At 71.1% G+C, this 228-nt stretch carries 1 pseudogene; it reads left to right on the forward strand.

Annotated elements, in window-relative coordinates:
• Window positions 1–207 (forward strand): annotated as a pseudogene (locus tag KVT44_RS57640) (integral membrane regulator); the annotation flags it as partial.
• Between the last annotated feature and the right edge of the window lie 21 nt (window positions 208–228).

The raw sequence follows: 228 nt of genomic DNA on the forward strand, positions 1-228 counted from the left end.
CCGGCGCCCTCCCTCTCCCCCTTTGTGGACGACCACCGACACGGCTACGTGGGCACCCTCGGCAACACCGCGAACCTCGGCGTCGCCTTCTACGCCCTCGCCCTCCTCGTCATCGCCCTGGACCACGACCGCCCCGACCCGTTCCGCCACCGCGGCCGTCGCCCCGGAAACCGGATTTCGTCTCCGGCCACCGGGGGGCTAAAGTAAACGACGTCGCCGCGAGAGCAG

This window comes from Streptomyces sp. GbtcB7 (assembly GCF_019091445.1).
In the GTDB taxonomy this organism is placed as follows: domain Bacteria; phylum Actinomycetota; class Actinomycetes; order Streptomycetales; family Streptomycetaceae; genus Streptomyces; species Streptomyces mirabilis.